Source organism: Bradyrhizobium hipponense, assembly GCF_008123965.1.
Taxonomy (GTDB): Bacteria; Pseudomonadota; Alphaproteobacteria; order Rhizobiales; family Xanthobacteraceae; genus Bradyrhizobium; species Bradyrhizobium hipponense.
This window is the reverse complement of sequence record NZ_VSTH01000099.1, coordinates 1-20,119: the sequence shown is the minus strand read 5'-3', so window position 1 is coordinate 20,119 and position 20,119 is coordinate 1. Positions and strand designations below refer to the sequence as shown.

Sequence of the window (20,119 nt, the reverse complement as noted above, 5' to 3'; positions counted from 1 at the left end):
CAAGACCAGCGAATGCGCGTGAGGCACGTGAGGCCGGTCAAGGCCAAGTTCGCGTGCAAAGGCGCCATAGGACCTTCTGAATGTTTTACTGGCTGATCGAGCTCTCCAACACATTTCCGGGCTTCGGTGCGGTTCGCACCTTCCTCAACGTCTTCCGCTATATTACCTTCCGCACAGGTGGCGCCGTCGTCACCGGCGCGCTGTTCGTGTTCCTGTTCGGCCCCTGGATCATCGATCACTTGCGCATCCGGCAGGGTAAGGGCCAGCCGATCCGGGCCGACGGACCGCAATCGCATCTCAGCAAGAAGGGCACGCCCACCATGGGCGGGCTGATGATCCTGTCCGGCCTCACGGTCGGCACCGTGCTCTGGGCCAATCCGCTCAACCCCTACGTCTGGATCGTGCTCGCGGTGACGCTCGGCTTCGGCTTCGTGGGCTTCTATGACGATTACCTCAAAGTCACCAAGCAGACCACGACCGGGTTCGGCGGCAAGCTTCGCTTGCTGATCGAGGCGGTCATTGCGCTGGCCGCCTGCTATGCGCTGGTGCGGCTCAATCGCGATCCCGCGTCGACCGCGCTGACGATTCCTTTCCTCAAGGATACGGTGCTGCATTTCGGCTGGTTCTTCGTCGTCTTTGGCGCCTTCGTCATCGTCGGCGCCGGCAATGCGGTGAATCTCACCGACGGTCTCGATGGCCTCGCCATCGTGCCCGTGATGATCGCCACCGCGAGCTTTGCGATGATCGCTTATCTCGCCGGCAACGCAGTGTTCGCCGACTATCTCCAGATCAAATATGTCGCGGGTACCGGCGAGCTCGCGGTGCTCTGCGGCGCGCTGCTCGGGGCCGGGCTCGGCTTCCTCTGGTTCAACGCTCCGCCGGCCTCGATCTTCATGGGCGATACCGGCTCGCTCGCGCTCGGCGGCATGCTGGGCGCGATCGCGGTCGCGGTGAAGCACGAGATCGTGCTCGCGGTGATCGGCGGCCTGTTCGTGCTGGAGGCGGTCTCCGTCATCGTGCAGGTGGTATCGTTCAAGTTCACCGGAAAGCGCATCTTCCGCATGGCGCCGATCCACCACCATTTCGAGCAACTGGGCTGGACCGAGCCGCAGATCGTGATCCGGTTCTGGATCATTTCGGTGATGCTGGCGCTTGCCGGCCTGTCGACGCTGAAGCTGCGGTGAGCGATCGATGATCCCGGTCACGTCCTTTGCCGGCAAGACGGTCGCCGTGTTCGGCCTCGGCGGCTCGGGGCTCGCCTCCTGCCACGCCCTGCAGGCCGGCGGCGCCGAGGTGATCGCCGGTGACGACAGCGCCGAGAATGTCGCCAAGGCGGCGCAAGCCGGCTTCATCACCGCGGACTTGCGCAACGTCTCCTGGGCGAATCTCGCAGCGCTGGTGCTCGCACCTGGCGTGCCGCTGACGCATCCGGTCCCGCACTGGAGCGTGCTGAAGGCGCGCGAGGCGGGCGTCGAAGTGATCGGCGACATCGAGCTGTTCTGCCGCGAGCGGCGGCGGCATGCGCCGGACGCGCCGTTCGTCGCCATCACCGGCACCAACGGCAAGTCGACCACGACGGCGCTGATCGCGCACCTGACCAAGGTGGCCGGCTACGACACCCAGATGGGCGGCAACATCGGCACCGCGATCCTGTCGCTGGAGCCGCCGCGCATGGGCCGCGTCCATGTGATCGAGATGTCGTCCTACCAGATCGATCTCACGCCCTCGCTCGATCCCTCCGTCGGCATTCTGCTCAATGTCAGCGAGGATCACATCGACCGTCACGGCACCATCGCGCATTACGCCGCGGTGAAGGAGCGCCTCGTCGCCGGCGTGCAAGCGGGCGGCACCTCGATCGTCGGTGTCGACGACGGCTTTTGCCGCGACATCGCCGACCGGCTTGACCGCGCCGGAAAGACCGTCGTGCGCATCTCCGTCAAGAATCCGGTCGCCTCCGGAATTTATGTCGAGCACGGCACGATCGTGCGCGCCTCGGGCGGCGCCCGCAGCGAGGTCGCCGCGCTCGGCGGCATCGGTTCGCTGCGTGGGCTGCACAATGCACAGAACGCGGCCTGCGCCGCCGCTGCCGCGCTGGCGATGGGCATCAGCCAGGATGTGCTCCAGAACGGCCTGCGCAGCTTTCCCGGCCTGGCGCACCGCATGGAGCAGGTCGGCCGCCGCGGCAATGTGCTGTTCGTCAACGACTCCAAGGGGACCAACGCGGATGCCACCGCGCATGCACTGTCGTCCTTTGCCGACATCTTCTGGATTGCTGGCGGCAAGCCGAAGGCGGGCGGCATCACTGGCCTGACCTCCTTCTTCCCGCGCATCCGAAAGGCCTATCTGATCGGCGAGGCGGCGCAGGAGTTTTCGGGAACGCTGGGCGCGCAAGTGGCGCACGAGATCAGCCAGACGCTCGATGTCGCGGTCGCGAATGCCGCGCGCGATGCGGAAGCGTCCGGTTTGCAGGACGCCGTGGTGCTGCTGTCACCCGCCTGCGCCTCCTTCGACCAGTACCGCAATTTCGAGATCCGCGGCACCAAGTTCCGCGAGCTGGTGCAGGCGCTGCCGGGTGTGAAGCCGGTGGTGTGAGGGTACGCTGTGTTCTCATTTCTCTCTGTCGTCACCCGCGAAGGGGGGTGACCCAGTATTCCAGAGGCGGTGCTTGAGCCGTGAAGCCGCGGCGCACTGGATACCCCGCCTTCGCGGGGTATGACGCGCATTTGTGGTGGGCGACGCAAGCTACCTCTAAAGATCCTTATCTCATTAACCACCCGTAAACCAACCTCGGCGACCAATGGACCGACCTCTGTCCGAAAGCGGCCGCCCATGCTCTCCCGTGAAGAACGCACCCCCTTTTCCGAGTGGTGGTGGACCGTCGACAAGCCGCTGATGGGCGCCATCCTGGCGCTGATGCTCACCGGCGTCATCCTGTCGCTGGCGGCGAGCCCGCCGGTTGCGACCCGCATCGGGCTCGATCCCTTCCATTTCTTCAGCCGCCACGTGCTGTTTCTCCTGCCGTCCTGCATCGTGCTGGTCGGCGTCTCCTTCCTGTCGCCGCGCGCGATCCGCCGCTCGGCGCTGATCATCTTCGCGGCCAGCATCATCCTGATCGTGCTGACGCTCGCGATCGGCCCGGAGGTGAAGGGCTCGCGGCGCTGGATCACGCTGCTCGGAGTCAACATCCAGGCCTCTGAAATCGCCAAACCTTCGTTCGTCGTCGTCGCGGCCTGGCTTTTCGCGGAATCGACCAGGCGGCCTGAGATGCCGGCGACCTCGATGGCGCTGGTGCTGCTGCTGATGCTGGTCTCGCTGCTCGTGATGGAGCCGGATTTCGGCCAGACCATGCTGGTCTTGATGGTGTGGGGCTCGCTGTTCTTCATCGCGGGCATGCGCATGATCTGGGTGTTCGGCCTTGCGGGCGCTGCCGCCGCCGGCCTGTTCAGCGCCTATCTGTTCGTTCCGCACGTCGCAGGCCGCATCAAGCGCTTCATGAATCCGGCTTCCGGTGACACCTTCCAGGTCGATACCGCGATGGAGGCCTTCTACAACGGCGGCTGGTTCGGGCTCGGACCGGGTGAGGGCATTGCCAAGCGCAGCCTGCCGGACAGCCACACTGATTTCGTGTTCGCGGTCGCGGCCGAAGAGTTCGGCATCATCCTGTGCCTCGCCATGCTGACGCTGTTCGCCTTCGTCGTCATCCGCACGCTGTCGCGCGCCTATGCCAATGAGGACATGTTCTCGCGCTTCGCAGCTTCCGGGCTTGCCATCCTGTTCGGCGTTCAAGCTGCGATCAACATGTCCGTCAACCTCCAGCTCATCCCCGCCAAGGGCATGACGCTACCCTTCATCTCCTATGGCGGCTCCTCGATCGTGTCGCTCGCCTACGGCGTCGGCATGATGCTGGCGCTGACCCGGCTGCGCCCGCGCACCGAGGTCGAGGCAAGTGGCCACGCCGAGGCGATGCGCAGCTACGCGTAGTTTTCGTCATTGCGAGGAGCGAAGCGACGAAGCAATCCAGGCTGTCTCCGCAGAGGCAGTCTGGATTGCTTCGCTTCGCTCGCAATGACGAGAAAGACCTTGTAAAAGGCGTCTCCATGGACACGTCTCCCCTGATTCTTCTCGCCGCGGGCGGCACCGGCGGCCATCTGTTTCCGGCCGAGGCGCTCGGCGTCGAATTGATCCGGCGCGGCTTTCGCGTGCGCCTCGTCACCGACGAGCGCGCGCTGCGCTACAGCGGGCTGTTCAGCAAGGACATGATCGACGTCGTCGCAAGCGAGACTGCGCGCGGGCGCAACCCGCTCCAGCTCGCCTATGCCGGCCTCACGCTCGCCGCCGGCACGCTGTCTGCTTATGGTCTGATCAAGCGTCTGAAGCCGGTCGCCGTCGTCGGCTTCGGCGGCTATCCGACCCTGCCGCCATTGGTCGCGGCGAAATTCGCCGGCGTCCCCGGCATCATTCACGACGCCAATGCGGTGCTCGGCCGCGCCAACCGCTTCCTCGCAAGTCGCGTCCGCGCCATCGCGACGTCCTTGCCCGGCGTGCTCGACCGCGATCCGGCGCTTGCCGGCAAAACCACGACGGTCGGCACGCCGATGCGGCCAGCGATCCTCGCGGCTGCCGCGGTGAAATATTCTGCGCCCGAAGCGAGCGGCCCGCTGCGACTGCTCGTCGTCGGCGGGAGCCAGGGTGCGCGCATCATGGCCGACATCGTGCCCGGTGCGATCGAGCGGCTCGAGCCCGCGCTGTGGGGTCGGCTGATCCTCACCCAGCAGGTGCGCGACGAGGACATGGCGCGCGTGCGTGCGGTCTACGACAGGCTCAAGATCAATGCCGAGCTTGCGCCGTTCTTCACGGATTTGCCGGCGCGGCTCGCCTCCAACCATCTGGTGGTTTCGCGCTCCGGCGCCGGCACCGTTGCCGAGCTTGCCGCGATCGGCCGGCCCTCGATCCTGGTGCCGCTGCCCGGCTCGATCGATCAGGACCAGTTCGCCAATGCCGGCGTGCTGGCCAAGGTCGACGGCGCGATCCGCATCCCGCAGACGGAATTCACCTCGGACCGTCTTGCCGCGGAAATCTCCGGCTTCGCCGCCGAGCCGGTGCGCCTTGCGGCGATGGCTGTGGCGGCGAAGGGGGCGGGGCGGCTCGATGCTGCCGAGAGGCTCGCCGATCTCGTGATCAAAGTTGCGGGAATCTGACGCGAAAAAGCCCTTGTCATCGCCTTCTAAAGCGGGGCATCCAATACAAGGGCACGCGGCTGATTTGAGCCGTCACCTTCGCCAAATGCCGCCTTCGCAGGCGGCAAGGTCAGGGAACAGAGCATGAGACTGCCGCGCGAGATCGGACCCATCCACTTCGTCGGGATCGGCGGGATCGGCATGAGCGGCATCGCCGAGGTGCTGGTCAATCTCGGCTATGCCGTGCAGGGCTCGGACGCCTCCGACAATTACAATCTCGATCGGCTGCGCAAGAAGGGCGCAAAAGTCTCAGTCGGCCACGCGGCCGAGAACGTCGACGGGGCCGACGTCGTCGTGGTGTCCTCGGCGATCAAGCGCGACAATCCGGAATTGATGGCGGCGCGCGCGCAGCGCATTCCCGTGGTGCGCCGCGCCGAGATGCTGGCTGAGCTGATGCGGCTGAAGAGCTGCGTCGCCATTGCCGGCACCCATGGCAAGACCACCACGACCACGATGGTCGCGACGCTGCTCGACGCCGGCGGCCTCGATCCGACCGTCATCAACGGCGGCATCATCAATGCCTATGGCTCCAATGCGCGCCTCGGCGCCGGCGGCTGGATGGTGGTGGAAGCCGACGAGAGCGACGGTACGTTCCTGAAGCTGCCGACCGAAGTCGCGATCGTTACCAATGTCGACCCCGAGCACCTCGACCACTTCAAGACGTTCGAGGCCGTGCAGGACGCATTCCGCAGCTTCGTCGAGAACCTGCCGTTCTACGGCTTTGCCGTGATGTGCATCGATCATCCGATCGTGCAGAGCCTCGTCGGCAAGATCGAGGATCGGCGCATCATCACCTATGGCGAGAATCCGCAGGCGGATGCGCGGTTGCTCGACCTGACTGCCGGTGGCGGCGGCTCGAAGTTCAAGGTCGTGATCCGCGACCGCAAGGCCGGCACAACGCATGAGATCGGCGACCTCGCGCTGCCGATGCCCGGCCGGCACAACGCGTCGAATGCGACCGCGGCGATTGCGGTCGCACATGCTCTCGGCATCCCGGATGACAAGATCCGCAGCGCCATTGCAAATTTCGGCGGCGTCAAGCGCCGCTTCACCAAGACCGGCGAGTGGAACGGCATTACCGTCATCGACGACTACGGCCATCACCCCGTGGAGATCGCGGCTGTCCTGAAGGCCGCGCGCGACTCCTACAGCGGAAAGGTGATCGCCGTGGTGCAGCCGCACCGCTACACCCGCCTGCAATCGCTGTTCGAGGAATTCTGCACCTGCTTCAACGATGCCGATGCCGTGATCGTCGCCGATGTCTATGCCGCAGGCGAGGCGCCGATTGAAGGCATTGACCGCGACCATTTCGTCGCCGGCCTTCGCGCGCATGGACACCGCGAAGTGATCGCGCTGCCGGCAGTGACGGATCTCGCGCGTATCGTCAATGGTCTCGCGACATCGGGCGATCTCGTCGTCTGCCTCGGCGCCGGCAACATCACGCAATGGGCCTATGCGCTGCCCGGCGAATTGAAGGCGCTGGGGTGACGATGCTGATGAAGGACTCCCAGCCCGCCATACGGCAAACTGCGCTCCCTCCCCCCTTGTGGGGGAGGATGGGGGAGAGGGGTAGCTACGAACTCCTATCTCGCTTGGGGCTACCCCCCTCCCTGACCCTCCCCCACAAGGGGGGAGGGAACGGGGACAGGGTGCCTCCCTCACGTGAGGGCATCTCGTGACCTTCCCCGACATCACGCCCGATCTCAAGGCCGCGATACCCGAGCTTCGCGGCCGGCTGCTCGCCAACCAATCGCTCGCCGAGCTCACCTGGTTTCGCGTCGGCGGGCCGGCGCAGGTGCTGTTCACGCCGGCGGATGAGGACGATCTCGCCTATTTCCTGGCACATCTGCCGAACGACATTCCGGTCTACGTCGTCGGCGTCGGCTCCAACCTGATCGTGCGCGACGGCGGCATTGGAGGTGTGGTGATCCGGCTCGGGCCGCGCGCGTTCGGCGACGCCAGCGTAAGCGGCAACGTCGTCACGGCTGGTGCTGCCGCGCTCGACAAGCGCGTGGCGGAAGTCGCGGCCAGCGCCAATATTGGCGGGCTGGAATTCTACTTCGGCATTCCCGGCACGATCGGCGGTGCGCTGCGCATGAACGCCGGCGCCAATGGCGGTGAGACCAGGGACGTGCTGATCGAGGCGACCGGCATCGGCCGCGACGGCACAAAGCACGTCTTCTCCAACGCCGACATGCAGTTCGTCTACCGCAGCAGCGGCGTCGATCCGTCCATCATCTTCACCTCCGCGCGTTTTCGTGGCGAGCTCAGGGATGCGGAAGCAATCCGCGCGCGCATGGCGGAAGTGCAGAGCCATCGCGAGACCGCGCAGCCGATCCGGGAAAAGACCGGCGGATCGACCTTCAAGAATCCGCCCGGCCACTCCGCCTGGAAGCTGGTCGACGCCGCCGGTTGCCGCGGTCTGCGCGTCGGCGGCGCGCAGGTCTCGGAGATGCACTGCAATTTCCTGATCAACACGGGCGAGGCCACCGCGCACGACATCGAAACGCTCGGCGAGACCGTGCGCGAACGGGTGAAGGCAAATTCCGGAATTGAGCTACACTGGGAAATCAAGCGGGTTGGAATTCCATGATCACCGTCATTCCGGGGCTCGCGAAGCGAGAGCCCGGAATCCATCGGGCCGCAGAGACGGTGGAAAAATGGATTCTCCGATGCGCAGTTGCGCATCATAGCTCGCGACGTCGTCGCGCCTCGGAATGATAAGTTGGAGAGATCGCGGACTATGAAAATCACCATCCTCTTCGGCGGCTCCAACCGGGAGCGTCTGGTTTCGGTCGCTTCAGCCCAGGCAATGCATCAGGCGCTGCCCGAGGCCGATCTCTGGTTCTGGGACGTGCAGGACAAGGTGCACGTCGTCCAATCCAAGCAGCTGCTCGATCATGCCCGTCCGTTCGAGGACGAGTTCAAGCCCGCCACGCGCGGCATTCCGCTGGAGCAGGCGCTCGACCAGGCCAAGGCGGAAGGTCGCGTGCTCGTGCTCGGCCTGCACGGCGGGCGCGCCGAGAACGGCGAATTGCAGGTGACGTGCGAGGCGCGCGGCGTGGCCTTCACCGGATCGGGGTCGGCCTCCTCGCATCTCGCCTTCGACAAGGTCGCGGCCAAGCGGTTTGCCGCGCTCGGTGGCGTGACGCCGCCGGCCAACATTGCGCTCGAGACGATCGACGAGGCATTTGCCGAATACGGCAGGCTGATCGCAAAGCCGGCGCGGGACGGCTCGAGCTATGGCCTGATCTTCGTCAACGCCAGGCAGGACCTCGTCGCCGTCCGCAATGCGGCCAAGCACGAGGAGTACGTCATCGAGCCCTACATTGCCGGCGTCGAGGCAACCTGCGGCGTGCTGGAGCGGCCGGACGGTTCGATCATCGCGCTGCCGCCGATCGAGATCATTCCGGGCGAGGGCAATTTCGACTACGCGGCGAAATATCTTTTGAAGTCGACCCAGGAGATCTGCCCGGGCCGCTTCACGGCCGAAGTCACCGCCGCGCTGAAAGAGCAGGCGATGCTGGCGCATCGCGCGATGTCGTGCACCGGCTATTCGCGCTCGGACTTCATTGTCTCGGACAAGGGTCTGGTCTACCTCGAAACCAACACGCTGCCCGGGCTGACGAAGTCTTCGCTCTACCCCAAGTCGCTGAAGGCCGAAGGCGTCGCGTTCGTCGACTTCCTGCGCGGCCTGATCGAGCTCGCCGAACAGCGGGTGAGGAAATAATTAGGACTGGTTAACGGCCAAACGGCCGAAACCGCCCGGTTTGGCGGCCAAAACCGGTAAAATGCCGGATATCGCGGCATAAATGCCTCACAGCGCGGGGCAAAAAGCTTTCCGCGTTAACGAACTTTACCTTTTGTTTACCAGGAAGGCCGAAGGTTAACGCTGGCGGCGCATATGGCGCTTTGGCTGCCGGCGCGTGAGCTGTTGCGGGTGATCTCACCTCCAGCGAACGCTTTGAAGGGGAAAGGCTTCTTCTGCTGAAGACCAGCACCCGGCCGGCAAGTCCGAGACGTCCATGTTCGCCAGGACCCGCGTGATGTCGCGGGCAAACTGTTGACGAGCTCGTGCAATGGATGGTGCAGGAAGCCTCACCCGGTCGCTTTTCAGATCGCTGAGGCCCCAAGCTGACCTGAAGGCGGCCGCTGTCGGAGCGGTCGTGCTTCTGCGCGAGTGGGTGGAGCAGAAGCGCAACGAAAGGCGCGCTGCCGCGAGCGACAAGATCAGGAACAAGACCAGAGCCAAACCCATCATCGAGCGCGAGCCGCCGCCGCGCATGGTAGCGCTGGTCGAGCGCTATCTGCCGCGCCGGGTCGGGATCAGCATGACCGTGCTGCTGCTGATCGGAAGCTGCGGCTTCGGCATCGTCAAGGGTGGCCATCTCCAGGATTTCGTCACAGCTGTCGGCGACGCCCGCAACGCGCTGGCCAATTCGGCCGGCTTCCGCATCACCTCCGTCGTGATCAACGGCCGCAAGCAGCTCAGCCAGGACGAGATCCTCGCGATCGGCGGTGTCAGCGGCCGCTCCTCGCTGCTGTTCCTCGACGCCGATGGCGTCCGCGACAAGCTCAAGGCCAATCCCTGGATCGCGGATGCGACCGTGCTGAAGCTGTATCCGGGCCAGCTCATGATCGAGATCACCGAGCGCAAGGCGTTTGCGCTGTGGCAGCAGGCCGGCCGGCTCTCCGTGATCGCCGACGACGGTGCCGTGCTCGAGCCCTACGTGTCCCGCCGCTTCCTGTCGCTGCCGCTCGTGGTGGGCAAGGGTGCCGAGACGCAGGCTCGCGACTTCCTGGCCTTGCTCGCGCGCTATCCGCAGGTGAATTCGGTGACGAAAGCCGCGATCTACGTCGGTGAGCGGCGCTGGAACCTGAGGCTGAAGGACGGTCTCGACATCCGCCTGCCCGAGCAGGACGTCGGCAACGCCCTTGCGACGCTTTCCAGGCTCGACAAGGACGACAGGCTGTTCTCCCGCGACATCCTCGCGGTCGACATGCGCCTGCCCGATCGCCTGGTGGTGCAGCTGTCCGACGACGCCGCCAAAGCGCGCGAGGACCTGTTCAAGGACAAAAAGAAGAAGAAGGCCGGAGACTCCGCATGACCGGCCTCGACCGTACCCAGACCCCGAAGACCCGGCCAATGCCGCACAAGCGCGGCGGCCTCGTCGCCTGCCTCGACATCGGCACCAGCAAGATCGCCTGCATGATCGCGCGGCTGAAGCCGTCGGCGCCGAGCGAGGCCCTGCGCGGACGTACCCATGCGATCGAACTGATCGGCTACAGCCAGATCCAGTCGCGCGGCATGAAGGCCGGCGCGGTGGTCGATCTCGCCGAATGCGAGCAGGCGGTGCGCCAGGCCGTCGGGCTTGCAGAGAAGATGGCCAAGGTGCGGGTCGAGTCCGTGCTGCTGTCGGTCTCCGGCGGCAGGCTCTCCGGCCAATTGGTTGAAGCTGCCGCCGATATCCGCGGCGGAGCGGTAACGCCCGCCGACGTCAGCCGTGTGACTTCGACCGGCATGCGCCATGCCACCGGCGAGGGCCGCACTGTGCTGCATGCGCTGCCCGTCGGCTATACGCTCGATGGCGCCAAGGGCATCCGAGATCCCCGCGGCATGGTTGCGCGCCAGTTCGGCGTCGACATGAACGTCGTCACCTGCGACGCCACGGTGGCGCGGAACCTGATGCTGGCGGTGGAGCGCTGCCACCTCAATGTCGAAGCCATGGCGGCGAGCCCTTACGTGGCCGGTCTGTCGGTGCTGACCGACGACGAAGCCGATCTTGGCGCCGCCGTCGTCGAGATGGGCGCGGGCACCACCACGATCGCGGTCTATGCCGGCGGTCGCTTCGTGCATGCGGCCGGCTTTGCGGTCGGCGGGCAACACATCACGATGGATCTTGCACGCGGACTCTCGGCGACCATTGCCGATGCCGAGCGAATCAAGACGTTATATGGGACCGTCCTCACCGGCGGATCGGACTCGCGTGAGCTGATGTCTGTACCGACGGCCGGTGACGAGCAGGATCTGCCGCAGATCGTCTCCCGCGCCACCATCGCCAACATCGTCAAGCACCGTGCCGAGGAAATCTTCGAAATGGTTCGGGACAGACTGAAGGATTCGCCCTTCGCGGCAGAGCCCAACGGGCGCGTCGTGCTCAGTGGCGGCGCCTCGCAGCTCACCGGCCTCGTCGAACTCGGGACGCAGATTCTCGGCCGGCCCGTGCGGGTCGGACGTCCGCTCGGTTTTGGCCGGCTGCCCAACGAGGCGAAGAACGCCGCCTTCGCGGTGCCCGCAGGGCTGCTGGTCTACCCGCAATATGTCCACCAAGAACATGTCGAACCGCGGCATACGCGGCAGCAGGTCAAGACAGGGACCGGCGGTTATTTCGGAAAGGTCGGGCGATGGCTACGCGAAGGCTTCTGATGATTCTATTCCGCAATTCCCGACTTTCATCAACTCCCGCGGCCGCCGGCCGGGGCGAACCCACGCGCGCGTGATCGAGAGGCAAACATGACCATCAATATCAATGTTCCTGATATTCACGAACTGAAGCCGCGGATCACCGTGTTCGGCGTCGGCGGCGCCGGCGGCAATGCCGTCAACAACATGATCACGGCCGGCCTCCAGGGCGTCGACTTCGTGGTCGCCAACACCGATGCGCAGGCGCTGACGATGTCGAAGGCGCAGCGCATCGTGCAGATGGGCACGGCGGTCACGCAGGGCCTGGGTGCAGGCTCACAGCCGAACGTCGGCGCCGCCGCCGCGGAAGAGGTGATCGACGAGCTGCGCGACCATCTCTCCGGCGCCAACATGGTGTTCGTCACCGCCGGCATGGGCGGAGGTACCGGCACCGGTGCCGCTCCCGTCATCGCCAAGACCGCACGCGACATGGGCATTCTCACGGTCGGCGTCGTGACCAAGCCGTTCCACTTCGAGGGTGCCCGCCGCATGCGCACCGCCGAAGCCGGCATCAACGAGCTGCACAAGGTGGTCGACACCCTTCTGATCATTCCGAACCAGAACCTGTTCCGGGTCGCCAACGAGAAGACCACCTTCGCCGACGCCTTCGCGATGGCCGACCAGGTGCTCTATTCCGGCGTTGCCTGCATCACCGACCTGATGGTCAAGGAAGGCCTGATCAACCTCGACTTCGCCGACGTGAGAGCGGTGATGAAGGAAATGGGCAAGGCGATGATGGGCACTGGCGAGGCCTCCGGCGACAAGCGCGCGCTGACCGCCGCCGAGGCCGCGATCGCCAACCCGCTAATCGACGACAGCTCGATGAAGGGCGCCAAGGGCCTGCTGATCTCGATCACCGGCGGCAAGGACCTCACTCTGTTCGAGGTCGACGAAGCCGCGACCCGTATCCGCGAAGAGGTCGACCAGGACGCCAACATCATCGTCGGCGCGACCTTCGACGAAGCGCTCGATGGCCTGATCCGCGTCTCCGTCGTCGCCACCGGCATCGAGCAGGCCGCGATCGCCCGCAACACCCAAGCCACCAGCGCCCCGGTTGCGAACCCGGCGCCCCAGGGCCAGCAGACTCCGGCTCCGGCCGCGGTGGCCGAGAGCCGTCTCGCCGACCTGACCGCACGGCTGCGCGCCGACAATCAGCGCATGGCCGAGCGCGCCCAGAAGCTGGAAGGCCAGATCCCGGCCGCTGCGTCGGGCTCGGGCGCTCCCATGGCTCCACGTCCCAACGTCGAGCGTGCGGCGCTCGCGGCCATCGCCGCCGCCGTTGCCGAAGTCCCGCAAGCGCCTGCGCCAACGCAGACCTATGGCGACGTCACCGTGCGCCCGATCGCGCAAAAGCCGTCCCTGTTCCCGGAGCCCGAGCAGGCGCCGCTCTCTATGCAGGAGCCGATGACGCCGGAAAACTTCATCCCGCCCCAGGCCGAGCGGCCGCCCGTGCGCGCGCCGCGGATGCCGCGCCTCGATGAACTGCCGATGCCCGCGCAGGCCGAGATTCGCCAGGCCCGCGGCGAGGTCGAGGACGAAACTCCGCAAAAGACCCGCTTGTCGCTGCTGCAGCGCCTCGCCAATGTCGGCCTCGGCCGTCGCGACGAGGAGAGCGAGCCGCCGATCGCGGCGCGCAGCGCTGGGCCGGCGATGGCGCCGTTGCCCGATCGCAAGCCGCAGCGGTCCGTTGCGCAGCAGGTCGCTTCGAATGAGCCGGTATCGGAGTATGCTCGCCGGTCGGCGCCGCAGGGCCTCGACATGCACGGCCGCCCCGCACCTGTTGCGCCGGCGCCACAGGGAGACGACCATCTTGATATCCCGGCGTTCCTGCGGCGTCAGGCGACCTGAGGATTGTTACAATAAGGCAGACGAAAAAAGGTCCCGGCGGGAAGCTTGCCGGGACCTTTCCTTTGGCCCCGCAAATGCGCGGACTGCACATCCAAGCAACTGATTTTAAATCATTAATTATGCATTGGGTGGTTCAGTAAACGTGCCGATATCAACCCAAAACTCGGCGCAATTTGGTTAAGCCTTGGCGCGAATACGGCGGGTTTGGGGTAACAATCGGTAAAAAAGCGTGAGTTGGCGCTGTTTCGGGCAGTGACTATGGTTTGCCGTGACTTGGGGATACGGATTCGGACGGGCGGCCATGGCCGGTCAGTCGGAACTTGTATAAGTCGCAGTGGTCGTAGTGGGGCGGTTCCTGATGAAATTTAGCCGGCAAACAACGCTTCGTGCGCAAGCCTCCGTGGCCGGCGTTGGCGTTCATTCCGGTCTTCCCGTCACCCTCACCCTTGGACCTGCGCCTGTCGACGCAGGTCTTATTTTTGTCCGCACCGGCCTTGAGGGAAGTGACCGCGAGTTTCAGGCGACGGCCGAGCAGGTGATCGCGACCGACTTCGCAACTGTTCTCGGTGATCGCGACGGCCCGCTGGTCTCGACCGCCGAGCACGTGCTTGCTGCACTGCGGGGAATGGGTGTCGACAACGCCACCATCGAAATCGACGGTCCGGAAGTGCCGATCATGGACGGCAGCGCCGCGGCCTTCGTTGCTGCGATCGACCAGGCCGGAATCGTCACCCAGCCGGCACAACGGCGCTTCATCCAGGTTTTGAAGCCGGTCTCGGTCAAGATCGGTGGCTCCTTCGGCGAGATACGGCCTTACGCCACCGGGTTCCGCGCCGAGGTCGAGATCGATTTCACCAATCCCGTCATCGGTCAGCAGAGCTTCACCTTCGACCTCAGTCCGGAGCGCTTCCGCCGCGAAGTCGGCCGTGCCCGGACCTTCGGCCTGATGTGCGATGTCGCCCGGCTCTGGAGCGCGGGCTACGCACTCGGTGCCTCCTTCGACAACACTGTCGTGTTCGACGACGAGCGGCTGCTCAACACCGACGGCCTGCGCTACGCCGACGAGTGCGTTCGCCACAAGGTTCTGGACGTCATCGGTGACCTCGCGCTGGCCGGTCTGCCGCTGCTGGGTGCCTATCGCTCGGTTCGTGGCGGCCACAAGCTCAACCACGCCGTCCTGACCGCGCTGCTCGCTGATCGTACCGCCTGGCGGGTGGTCGAGGGCGAGGCGGCCCGTCGCACCACGCGTCCCGTCGTCGAGGTCGGCAGCGGCATGGTTGGCGGACGGATCGCTGCGGCCTACGGGCCGGACGTGTCCTGACCGACCTGCTGTCGCAGGCGTTTGGCTGCGGCTTTCCCCCGGGAAACTCCTGGTAACGTTGATCGGCTAGGATTGCGGCAAGTTCGCCTTAATCCGGGCGGAATGCCTGCCTATCCGGTTCGTTGAAGATCGTTTTTCGGTTACACCGGCGTGGTCTCATGGCAGGCACCACGGTCACATTTCGCGCCCATGACGGGTTCATGGGCTGGCGGGCACCGCATCACAGGGCGTCAGGTCTTAAATTCATGTCGGCACAGCGTATGACGCGCGGACATCTCTCGGTTTCGCCAAAGGCTTGGACCGGGGCTGGTGGGTTGCTCCGCGCTGCCACCTTCTTCTTGCTCGCGTTGCCGCTGGCCGGCTGCGGCACCGGCGCGCTGTGGGACAAGTTCACCGCCAAGGACGACACCTTCGTCGAGGAGCCCGCCGATAAGATCTACAATGAGGGCCTGTACCTCATGAACGAGAAGAAGGACATGAAGGCGGCGAACAAGAAGTTCGAAGAGGTCGACCGCCAGCATCCCTATTCCGACTGGGCGCGCAAATCGCTGCTGATGTCGGCCTACGCGTCCTATCAGGGCGGCGACTTCGACGGGTGCATCGGCGCCGCCACCCGCTACGTCACGCTGCATCCCGGCAGCCCGGACGCGGCCTATGCGCAATACCTGATCGCCGCCTCGCACTACGACCAGATCCCGGACATCAGCCGCGACCAGACCCGTACCGAGAAGGCAATCGCCTCGCTGGAAGAGGTGGTGCGCAAATATCCCAACTCGGAATACGCGACCTCCGCCAAGGCCAAGATCGAGGGCGCGCGCGACCAGCTCGCCGGCAAGGAAATGAACGTCGGCCGCTACTATATGCAAAAGCGCGACTACACGGCGGCGATCAACCGCTACAAGGCCGTGGTGACACAGTACCAGACCACCCGCCACGTCGAGGAGGCGCTGTACCGCCTGACCGAGGCCTATATGGCAATCGGCATCGTCGGCGAGGCGCAGACCGCCGCCGCGGTGCTTGGGCACAATTTTCCTGACAGCCGCTGGTACAAGGACGCATATAATCTTGTAAAATCCGGCGGTCTCGAGCCGAGCGAGAATCAGGGGTCATGGATCAGCAAGACCTTCAAGAAAATGGGTCTCGGCTAGGAAATAGGGTTCCATGCTGGCGCGTCTGTCGATCCGTGACATAGTCCTGATCGAACGGCTCGATATCGAATTCGCCACCGGACTCGCGGTTTTGACCGGCGAAACCGGTGCGGGCAAATCCATCCTGCTCGATGCCTTTGCGTTGGCGCTCGGTGGCCGCGGCGACGCCGGCCTCGTGCGCCATGGCGCAGAGCAGGGGCAGGTTACGGCCGTGTTCGATGTCCCGAAGAGTCACCCCGCGGCGAAAATCCTCGCCGAAAACGGTCTGGATGATACGAATTTTGCAGAATCTTGCGAGATGATTCTCCGCCGGGTGCAGCTCGCCGACGGCCGTACCCGCGCCTTCATCAACGACCAGTCGATCAGCGTGCAGACTCTGAAAGCGGTCGGCGCTGCGCTGGTCGAGATCCATGGCCAGCATGACGAGCGCGCGCTGGTCGATGCCGCCACCCACCGCCGCCTCCTCGACGCCTTCGCCGGCCTTGAAAAGGAGGTCTCGGCCGTGGAGGCGCTGTGGGATGCGCGCCGCGGTGCGAACGCCGCGCTGGAGGAGCATCGTACCGGTATGGAGCGCGCCGCGCGCGAGGCCGACTATCTGCGCCACGCGTCCGACGAGCTCAAGCAACTCGCGCCCAAGGCCGGCGAGGAGACCGTGCTCGCCTCGCGCCGGACCACCATGATGCAGGGCGAGAAGATCGCCTCGGATCTGCGGGAGGCGCAGGAAGCCGTCGGTGGCAATCATTCGCCGGTCTCGGCTCTTTCGGCCGCGGTGCGCCGGCTGGAGCGCCGCGGCGTCAATTCACCGGCGCTGGTCGAACCGGCGGTGAAGGCGATCGACATCGCCATCAACGCGCTGGAGGAGGCCGACCAGCATCTCCAGGCCGCCTTGGCCGCGACCGATTTCGACCCCGGCGAGCTTGAACGCATCGAGGAGCGGCTGTTCGCTCTGCGTGCCGCCTCGCGCAAATATTCGACGCCGGTCGATGGGCTTGCCGCGCTCGCCGCCAAATATGCCGCCGATGTGGTGCTGATCGATGCCGGCGCCTCGCTATTGAAGAAGCTGGAGCAGGCAGCGATCGAGGCCGACGCCCGCTATGCCGCTGCTGCCAAGAAATTGTCGATGGCGCGGCAGAAATCGGCGGACAAGCTCAACAAGTCCGTCAATGCCGAGCTCGCGCCGCTCAAGCTCGAGCGCGCAAAGTTCATGACCCAGGTCGAAACCGACGAGAGTTCGCCCGGGCCGCAAGGCTTCGACCGCGTCGAGTTCTGGGTGCAGACCAACCCGGGCACCAAGCCGGGACCGCTGATGAAGGTCGCCTCCGGCGGCGAGCTGTCGCGTTTCCTGCTGGCGCTCAAGGTCGTGCTATCCGATCGCGGCTCGGCGCCGACGCTGGTGTTCGACGAAATCGACACCGGCGTGGGCGGCGCGGTGGCGGACGCCATCGGGGCGCGGCTCGCACGCCTCGCCGGCAAGGTGCAGGTCATGGCCGTGACCCACGCCCCGCAGGTCGCCGCCCGTGCCGACCAGCATCTGCTGATCTCCAAGGACGCCCTCGACAAGGGCAAGCGCGTCGCCACCCGTGTCAACGCCCTGGCTGCCGACCACCGTCGCGAGGAGATCGCGCGGATGCTCGCAGGCGCCGAAATCACGGCCGAAGCGAGGGCGGCGGCGGAGAGGCTGCTGAGGGCGGCGACGGCTTGATTTTTGTGTCCCGGACGCGCGGAGCGCGCGCCGGGACCCAGAATGCTGCCCTGCTGGGCCCGGCTCTGCAGCGCACCGCTGAGTTGGACGATGCTTCGCATCGCCAGGGAAGCGCTGCGCAGCGTCCGGGGCACGAGACCGTAACCGCCTTTACCGTCCCACCCGGTCCGTCGTATTCAACCACCATGGCCAGAGCAGCAAAATCCAAAGCAGCCCCGCTTCGCGATGTCGCCGATCTCACCAAGGCCCAGGCCAAGGTCGAGCACACTCGGCTCGCGCTCGAGATCGAGCGACATAACGAGCGCTACTTCCAGGAGGACGCGCCCACCGTCACCGACGCAGAGTACGACGCCCTGCGGCAGCGCCTCAACGCGATCGAGCAGCGCTTTCCCGAATTCGTCAGCGCAGAGTCGCCGTCGCAGAAGGTTGGTGCTGCGCCGTCTGGACGCTTCAAGAAGGTGCGGCATGCCGTTCCCATGCTGTCGCTCGACAACGCCTTCGCCGAGGAAGACGTGCGCGACTTCGTCGGCCGCATCGTGCGCTTCCTCAAGCTCGCCGATGACAAGGTCGGCTTCTCCGCCGAGCCGAAGATCGACGGCCTCTCGATGTCGCTGCGCTACGAGGGCGGCGAGCTCGTCACCGCGGCGACGCGCGGCGACGGCGCGGTGGGCGAGGACGTCACCGCGAACATCCGCACGCTCGAGGACGTTCCGCAGAAGCTGAAGGGCCGCAACGTCCCTGATGTCTGCGAGGTGCGCGGCGAGGTCTACATGACCAAGCATGCCTTCCTCGCGCTCAACGAGCGGCAGAAGGCGGCGGGCGACACCGTGTTCGCCAATCCGCGCAATTCGGCCGCAGGCTCGCTCCGGCAGAAGGATCCGGCCATTACCGCCTCGCGCCCGCTCGGCTTCTTTGCCTATGCCTGGGGCGAGATGAGCGCAATGCCCGAGGGCACGCAGAGCGGCATGATCCACTGGTTCGAGCGCTGCGGCTTCAAGACCAATCCGCTGACAAAGTTGTGCCATTCGGTCGAGGAACTGCTCGCCTTCCATCATGCGATCGAGCAGCAGCGCGCCGAACTCGATTACGACATCGACGGCGTCGTCTACAAGATCGACCGCATCGACTGGCAGGAGCGGCTCGGCTTCGTCTCGCGCACGCCGCGCTGGGGCATCGCGCATAAGTTCCCAGCTGAGCAGGCCATGACGGTGCTGCGAGACATCGAGATCCAGGTCGGCCGCACCGGCTCGTTCACGCCGGTCGGCAAGCTGGAGCCGGTCGGCGTCGGCGGCGTGATCGTGCAGAACGTCACGCTGCACAACGAGGACTACATCAGGGGCATCGGCAACAAGGGCGAAGTGTTGCGCGAGGGCCGCGATATCCGGATCGGCGACACCGTCGTGATCCAGCGCGCCGGCGACGTCATCCCGCAGGTCGTCGACGTCGTCATCGACAAGCGGCCGAACAACGCCAAGGAGTTTCACTTCCCGAAGAAGTGCCCGTGCCCGCTGCACACCGACGTCACGCGCGAGGAGACGGCCGCGGGCGAGGAAGGCTCGCGCGCCCGCTGCACCGGCGAGTTCGCCTGCCCCTATCAGAAGATCGAGCACCTCAAGCTGTTCGTGTCGCGCCGCGCCTTCGACATCGATGGTCTCGGCGAGAAGCAGCTCCAGTATTTCTTCGACGAGGGTTTCGTGAAGGAGCCCGCCGATATCTTTACGCTGGAAAAGCGCAATTCAAAGCTCAAACTGGAAGAGATCGAGGGTTACGGCGAGACCTCGGTGCGCAATCTGTTCGGCGCCATCGAAAGCCGGCGCAGAATCGCGCTGGAGCGCTTCATCTATGCGCTCGGCATGCGCCATGTCGGCGAAACCACGGCATTGGCGCTGGCGCGCGGCTATGGCTCGTGGGATGCTTTCCACGATGCGAGCCTCAGGATTGCCAAAGGCGACGAGGAGGCGATCGCCGACATGGACGCGCTCGACCAGATCGGCGACACCGTGATCAAGAGCATCGCAGACTATTTTGGCGAGAGCCACAATCGCGGCATCGTCGAGCGGCTGACCAGGGAAGTCGAGATCGTCGACGCCGAGAAACCGAAGCGCAACTCGGCCGTTGCCGGCAAGACCGTGGTGTTCACGGGCTCGCTTGAGAAGATGACGCGGGATGAAGCAAAGGCCACCGCGGAGCGGCTCGGAGCAAAAGTGTCGGGCTCGGTATCGAAGAAGACCGACCTCGTGGTCGCCGGCCCCGGCGCGGGCTCGAAGCTTGCCGAGGCCAACAAGCACGGCGTCAAGGTGCTGACCGAAGACGAGTGGCTGACGCTGATCGGGGAGTGAAGGAGAATTCTTCCCTTCTCCCCTTGTGGGAGAAGGTGGCGCGAAGCGCCGGATGAGGGGT

General features: G+C 65.4%; 14 protein-coding genes. All 14 read left to right on the top strand.

Going from position 1 to position 20,119, the window contains the following annotated elements; all coding sequences use genetic code 11:
* The first annotated feature begins 80 nt into the window (after positions 1 to 80).
* Positions 81 to 1,184, top strand: a complete 1,104-nt coding sequence (gene mraY / locus FXV83_RS27070) for a phospho-N-acetylmuramoyl-pentapeptide-transferase (protein WP_148742634.1) — start codon at positions 81 to 83, stop codon at positions 1,182 to 1,184.
* Between the two features lie 7 nt (positions 1,185 to 1,191).
* Complete coding sequence (murD, locus tag FXV83_RS27065) at positions 1,192 to 2,592, top strand: UDP-N-acetylmuramoyl-L-alanine--D-glutamate ligase (protein WP_148742633.1); 1,401 nt, start codon at positions 1,192 to 1,194, stop codon at positions 2,590 to 2,592.
* Between the two features lie 237 nt (positions 2,593 to 2,829).
* Positions 2,830 to 3,981 (top strand): putative lipid II flippase FtsW, encoded by a 1,152-nt coding sequence (ftsW, locus tag FXV83_RS27060; RefSeq protein ID WP_148742632.1) that lies wholly within the window; start codon positions 2,830 to 2,832, stop codon positions 3,979 to 3,981.
* A 116-nt stretch (positions 3,982 to 4,097) separates the two neighbouring features.
* The gene (gene murG, locus FXV83_RS27055; protein ID WP_148742631.1) at positions 4,098 to 5,198 is read left to right on the top strand and encodes an undecaprenyldiphospho-muramoylpentapeptide beta-N-acetylglucosaminyltransferase; all 1,101 of its coding nucleotides are present in this window, start codon (positions 4,098 to 4,100) and stop codon (positions 5,196 to 5,198) included.
* Positions 5,199 to 5,321: 123 nt separating this feature from the next.
* Positions 5,322 to 6,725 (top strand): UDP-N-acetylmuramate--L-alanine ligase, encoded by a 1,404-nt coding sequence (gene murC / locus FXV83_RS27050; protein ID WP_148742630.1) that lies wholly within the window; start codon positions 5,322 to 5,324, stop codon positions 6,723 to 6,725.
* 187 nt (positions 6,726 to 6,912) lie between these two features.
* Positions 6,913 to 7,830: a UDP-N-acetylmuramate dehydrogenase gene (murB, locus tag FXV83_RS27045; RefSeq protein ID WP_148742629.1), complete on the top strand. Its 918-nt coding sequence runs from the start codon at positions 6,913 to 6,915 to the stop codon at positions 7,828 to 7,830.
* Positions 7,831 to 7,980: 150 nt separating this feature from the next.
* Positions 7,981 to 8,967, top strand: coding sequence for a D-alanine--D-alanine ligase family protein (locus FXV83_RS27040; protein ID WP_148742628.1), 987 nt, complete (start codon positions 7,981 to 7,983; stop codon positions 8,965 to 8,967).
* A gap of 349 nt (positions 8,968 to 9,316) precedes the next feature.
* On the top strand, positions 9,317 to 10,345 hold the full coding sequence (locus FXV83_RS27035; protein WP_148742627.1) for a cell division protein FtsQ/DivIB: 1,029 nt from the start codon (positions 9,317 to 9,319) through the stop codon (positions 10,343 to 10,345).
* On the top strand, positions 10,342 to 11,664 hold the full coding sequence (gene ftsA / locus FXV83_RS27030) for a cell division protein FtsA (protein ID WP_148742626.1): 1,323 nt from the start codon (positions 10,342 to 10,344) through the stop codon (positions 11,662 to 11,664). Before FXV83_RS27035 ends, ftsA begins: the two co-directional genes overlap by 4 nt.
* 87 nt (positions 11,665 to 11,751) lie before the next feature.
* Complete coding sequence (ftsZ, locus tag FXV83_RS27025; RefSeq protein WP_148742625.1) at positions 11,752 to 13,548, top strand: cell division protein FtsZ; 1,797 nt, start codon at positions 11,752 to 11,754, stop codon at positions 13,546 to 13,548.
* A gap of 358 nt (positions 13,549 to 13,906) precedes the next feature.
* Complete coding sequence (gene lpxC / locus FXV83_RS27020; protein WP_148742624.1) at positions 13,907 to 14,869, top strand: UDP-3-O-acyl-N-acetylglucosamine deacetylase; 963 nt, start codon at positions 13,907 to 13,909, stop codon at positions 14,867 to 14,869.
* A gap of 245 nt (positions 14,870 to 15,114) precedes the next feature.
* Entirely contained in the window at positions 15,115 to 16,017 is a 903-nt protein-coding gene (locus FXV83_RS27015) for an outer membrane protein assembly factor BamD (protein ID WP_148742702.1), read from the top strand.
* A gap of 13 nt (positions 16,018 to 16,030) precedes the next feature.
* A complete protein-coding gene (recN, locus tag FXV83_RS27010; RefSeq protein ID WP_148742623.1) occupies positions 16,031 to 17,719 on the top strand; it encodes a DNA repair protein RecN in 1,689 nt (562 codons plus the stop codon).
* A 185-nt stretch (positions 17,720 to 17,904) separates the two neighbouring features.
* Positions 17,905 to 20,058, top strand: a complete 2,154-nt coding sequence (gene ligA / locus FXV83_RS27005; protein WP_148742622.1) for an NAD-dependent DNA ligase LigA — start codon at positions 17,905 to 17,907, stop codon at positions 20,056 to 20,058.
* Positions 20,059 to 20,119 lie beyond the last annotated feature (61 nt).

Bases quoted from the DNA above. Each gene is read 5' to 3' on its own strand.
- mraY (WP_148742634.1), top strand. From the start codon at position 81: ATGTTTTACTGGCTGATCGAGCTCTCCAACACATTTCCGGGCTTCGGT.
- murD (WP_148742633.1), top strand. From the start codon at position 1,192: ATGATCCCGGTCACGTCCTTTGCCGGCAAGACGGTCGCCGTGTTCGGC.
- ftsW (WP_148742632.1), top strand. From the start codon at position 2,830: ATGCTCTCCCGTGAAGAACGCACCCCCTTTTCCGAGTGGTGGTGGACC.
- murG (WP_148742631.1), top strand. From the start codon at position 4,098: ATGGACACGTCTCCCCTGATTCTTCTCGCCGCGGGCGGCACCGGCGGC.
- murC (WP_148742630.1), top strand. From the start codon at position 5,322: ATGAGACTGCCGCGCGAGATCGGACCCATCCACTTCGTCGGGATCGGC.
- FXV83_RS27040 (WP_148742628.1), top strand. From the start codon at position 7,981: ATGAAAATCACCATCCTCTTCGGCGGCTCCAACCGGGAGCGTCTGGTT.
- FXV83_RS27035 (WP_148742627.1), top strand. From the start codon at position 9,317: ATGGATGGTGCAGGAAGCCTCACCCGGTCGCTTTTCAGATCGCTGAGG.
- ftsA (WP_148742626.1), top strand. From the start codon at position 10,342: ATGACCGGCCTCGACCGTACCCAGACCCCGAAGACCCGGCCAATGCCG.
- ftsZ (WP_148742625.1), top strand. From the start codon at position 11,752: ATGACCATCAATATCAATGTTCCTGATATTCACGAACTGAAGCCGCGG.
- lpxC (WP_148742624.1), top strand. From the start codon at position 13,907: ATGAAATTTAGCCGGCAAACAACGCTTCGTGCGCAAGCCTCCGTGGCC.
- FXV83_RS27015 (WP_148742702.1), top strand. From the start codon at position 15,115: ATGTCGGCACAGCGTATGACGCGCGGACATCTCTCGGTTTCGCCAAAG.
- recN (WP_148742623.1), top strand. From the start codon at position 16,031: ATGCTGGCGCGTCTGTCGATCCGTGACATAGTCCTGATCGAACGGCTC.
- ligA (WP_148742622.1), top strand. From the start codon at position 17,905: ATGGCCAGAGCAGCAAAATCCAAAGCAGCCCCGCTTCGCGATGTCGCC.